We start from the raw sequence: 4,306 nt of genomic DNA, 5'->3' as shown, positions 1-4,306 counted from the left end.
TATAGACACAATAATTTAGTCGCCAATCATTCATTTTTTTCAAAGTTTGTTCCCTAATCTCTTGAGGTTTTGGTGTTGATTTTTGCCATTCTTGTACAGCTTGAGCAACAGCCTCAGGTTCTGGAGGAACAATAATCGAGTTCTCAGGAGTAAAAAACTCATCTCTACCACCTTTGCTAGGGGTACTAACAACGGGTATTCCACAAAGTAAATATTCACAGGAGGCTAATACTGCTCCTTCTAATGGTGAAAGGCATAAACCAACATCAGACTGGTTATATTTTCTGGCTAACTCAGGACGTGAAAGAAATCTCTCATTAAAGTCAGCATGTTTGAGTTCGGGGCAAAAATCATGTAAATTTCCCCCATAGGATACAACCATTAAACGTTCTATATTTTTTGCTAACCAATGACGCTTGACTGGTAGTAATTGAGCAGTGTAAATTGCATCGTATATTTTTGGTTCATCAAGTGGTTTATATACATGCTCATTAATATATATATTTTGATTTAAATGAGCTCCTCGAACAGAAAGACGTTTTCGCATAACCTCTTCATCCGTTGCACTCACCATTAAATGGTGTGTCCTTCCTTCTAGGGTATGTAAGGTTTGTTTTACCTTACGTTTTGCCATTTCTTTCCATGAGCCAGCCCATGAAGGAACATGTTCTAGTACATGTTTTGGACGAAACCATGGAGGTAGAGGTTGATAAGTTAGTTTTTTTTCTTGATATATTAATCCACCAAGGAAAGGATAACTACCTAGAAAAGAAACAATCAATGGCTCAGTACTGAGAATGTAAAAACCATGAAATAACATAAATAGAGTTCACTTTAATTAATGGATAGAAATCAGAGTGAGAATACAGGTGGAATCCAAAAACATTTAAGTATTGACGATTTTTTGTTCTACTTCTTCTGTAAAGGAAGGAGATATGCTCAAGTTTTGATAACCAATAACTGCTCGTACGTAAGGTAAAAACAAATAAATAAACCAAAACATACCAGAGTGTCGCCTGACAAAAGTAATCCACGGCTTAATTGGAAAAGCTTTTGGTTGGAGAACTTTTTGTAAGCGTTGATAAATAGAAAGTTGAGGATCAACCCAACTTCCACCAACAGAGTTTTTAGAACAAGTACCGATATATCCAGATGCTACCCACACAGAACATCCTAGTTTTTTGGCTCTCAATCCATAATCTAAATCACCTAGTGCATGGATAAATACAGAGTCCAAATTTCCTACTTTTTCAGCAACACTATGAGGAATGAGTACGCAATTTCCATACATTGTTTCACTTTCTTGTAACTCCTGACTTGGCTGTAAAAATTCATATTTATTTGAATACCAATTCTTGGAACGTACAGCACCACCATAAGTCGGTTTATTTGTGAAAAAATCGTAAGTTGAACCAACAACTATGGAATTGGCTTTACCTTGCTTTTTTAAATAATTGTAACTAGTAAGTAGTTTATTAAAAGCATTGAGTTCCAGGATAGTATCGTCATTTAGCCAAATATAAAAGTCATATTTTTTTTCTAAAGCCTTTGCAAAGGCTAAATGCATTCCTCCTACCCAGAAAAGATTTCCATTACCTTGTAAGATATTCACTGCTGGGTAATTTGACTTGACTGCATCTGATGTCCCATCAGTAGAACCATCATCAACTAAATAAACATCAAATTTGACATGATTTTGTTGATATAAAGCCTCTAAACAAGCCAAGGTTATTTTACATCTATTATGTGAAGTGATTAATACTACTATGTTCATATAATTATTTTTAAGTATGATTAGATTTTCACAACTTTTGGTATCAACTGTATTTTTGGATGTTCTTCAATCTTTTATATTGAACTGCTGCAGAAAGAACTGTTGATACATATAGAAACCAGATCAAACTATTAGATGAAAACAATATATTACTTTCTGTAAGATTAGTAATCCATAATAAACAACATATTTGTAACATCCAGAAAAATTCTCTATCTCTACTATAAATTAATAAATCGATGATTTTTTTTAAAGATTGGCAGAAATGAATGAAGAATGTTAGCAAACCTAAAGAACCAATTTCTAATAAAATATCAATAAAGCCATTATGGGCATGAAAATTTATATTACCTTCTTGAAATTCAGGTAATAAAGCTGCCCAGGAATTAGATAAAACATAGTTACCTGCTGAAGAATTCCAAAAACCCCTATACCCATAACCTAACCAAGGTTGTTCTGAAATTTTGTCAAAACATAGTTGCCATAGCGGTAGACGACCATTAAACTCTAAATCTTTCCCCCAAAAATCAACTAGTATATATTCAATATTGAAAAAGACTAAACATGATATAATGCTAACAAATAAAAATAAGATTAGGCTGAATAATAATCTATTATTTTTTTGTTTTACAATAAATTTATATATTGGCATTATTAATATAGAAAATAAAATAATTAGCAGACCACTTTTGCTTTGTGATAGCAAAATAATAGCTACTGAAAAGAATAATCCTGTTGCTATAATTAATTTATTTAATTTTTTATTCAAGATATGGAAAATAAAAGATAAAGCTGCTATACCCATCTGTCGTCCTAAAATTTGTTTGTGGGTATAAATTCCTGACCAAGCTATAGAACCATTAATAAATTGTGTACCAGAAGAGGGAAACAATATACTATTACCATAACTTAAAATCATGATAATTCCAGTTGCCCAAGATAATAGTTTGATTTGTTCTTCTGGTGGATATTGCATTGCGAAATATACTGCGAATAAAGTCGAGCGAAGTAATAATCGAGACTGATATATACTTTCGGATGGATTTTCTGACCAAAAAAAAGAAAAACATACTATAAATAATAAAAGTATAAAACTAATATCTATGGTGGCAGTATAAAATAATTTTTTACCACGCATGACAATGATAATGAATAAAAAACCATAACTAATGATGCTAGTTATATTTTCTAATATACTTGGAAGTGATAGAGGTTCAATAATAATAATTAATAGAATACAAATAGCAACTTCTAACTTATTGATTAGAGGTAATAGTAGTTTATTTTTCATTCTGATATATTCGTATAATCAAACATGTTTTAAGTTTGATAACTATCTAGTCTCTAATCTAGATATTAAAATTAAAAACTTATAATTTAACCGATTTATCTTGTGCCAATATTTCTTGAAATAGAGTTAAATAACGTTGTGCTTGAAGCTCAAGAGTAAATTCTTTTTCTACCTTCTCACGAGCATTACAGGATAGTTTTGTCTGCCTATCTGGATTTTCTAATACCCAAGCAATTCCTTTGGCTAAATCATCAGATTCATATGGTTTAGCTAAATAGCCATTGGATTGATGATCGATAATATCTTTTAAACCAGTGGCGTTAAAAGCCACCACTGGAGTTCCACAAGCTAAGGATTCAGAGGCTGTTTGACCAAAAGATTCTTGTAAAGATGGTACTATGGTCACATCAGCAGCTGAGTAAACAGCAGCTAAAGAAATATCGTCATGAAAATATCCCAAGTAGTGTGTTTTAAAGCCTAAATCAGGTGAATTTTCTGGCTGAGATGCACCGAATATACATAATTCTAATTTCTCTTTCCAATGAGATTTGCTTAAATTTTTCAATGCTGGTTGTAATAACTGAAAGCCTTTATTTTTATCACTGTTTGTTTGTAAAGATCCAAATAAAATCAATTGTTTATCTTGAGGTAGATTCAGAATTTTTCGAGCACATTCTTTAGCGATTGGCCTATATTTTTGAGTATCAAGTCCATGGGGAATGACTTCAATTCGTAAATCCTGAAAAAGAGGACTGGAACTGGCACATGTAGCTAACCAATTACTGGGTGAAATAAGTGTTATTTTCAAATTTTTCCAAGCTTTTGCTTTACGCCACCATATCCAATGGGATAAATCTTTCTGTTGTTTACTAGCTAACTGGGGACAACTACCACAGGATACTTTGTAATGATTACAATCTCCGGTCGAATGACACCCACCTGTAAAAGCCCACATATCATGTAGAGTCCAAACTAAAGGGCGCTTAAGTTTGCTAATAGTTTCTATTTGCATAAAGCCCGCACATATCCAATGTAAATTAATAATGTCCGGAGCAATCTGATTTACCATTGGTATAACTCTGTCTGGCATCCATTGCACAAAAAATGTAGATCCATGATGACGCTGACGATAAATTTTTAATGGTAATGTCTCAAATGTTAGTTTTGCTTTTGCTAAACCTTGAGATAGTCTAGTTTGAGGCGCAATTACATATTTATCACTACTCCATTTTTCCTGTACT

Annotated in this window: 4 protein-coding genes; all 4 read right to left on the bottom strand. The window is 32.5% G+C overall.

The genetic code is table 11. The features are described from left to right. On the bottom strand, positions 1-820 hold an 820-nt coding region (locus CALSC_RS00280), incomplete at its 3' end, for a glycosyltransferase (RefSeq protein ID WP_088239445.1). A gap of 66 nt (positions 821-886) precedes the next feature. Continuing rightward, a complete protein-coding gene (locus CALSC_RS00275) occupies positions 887-1,774 on the bottom strand; it encodes a glycosyltransferase family 2 protein (protein ID WP_088239444.1) in 888 nt (295 codons plus the stop codon). 43 nt (positions 1,775-1,817) lie between these two features. Then, a complete protein-coding gene (locus CALSC_RS00270) occupies positions 1,818-3,065 on the bottom strand; it encodes an O-antigen ligase family protein (protein ID WP_088239443.1) in 1,248 nt (415 codons plus the stop codon). A 79-nt stretch (positions 3,066-3,144) separates the two neighbouring features. Continuing rightward, the coding region (locus CALSC_RS00265; RefSeq protein WP_143288102.1) for a glycosyltransferase family 4 protein at positions 3,145-4,306 on the bottom strand (1,162 nt) is incomplete at its 5' end.

Origin of the sequence: Calothrix rhizosoleniae SC01 (genome assembly GCF_900185595.1) — a bacterium.
GTDB lineage: Bacteria > Cyanobacteriota > Cyanobacteriia > Cyanobacteriales > Nostocaceae > Calothrix_A > Calothrix_A rhizosoleniae.
The sequence above is the reverse complement of the archived record's forward strand: the minus strand, read 5'-3'. Positions and strand labels throughout refer to the sequence as shown.

What these genes read in the sequence shown, in the direction of transcription:
- CALSC_RS00275 (WP_088239444.1), bottom strand. Translation starts at nt 1,774, where the DNA reads ATGAACATAGTAGTATTAATCACTTCACATAATAGATGTAAAATAACC.
- CALSC_RS00270 (WP_088239443.1), bottom strand. Translation starts at nt 3,065, where the DNA reads ATGAAAAATAAACTACTATTACCTCTAATCAATAAGTTAGAAGTTGCT.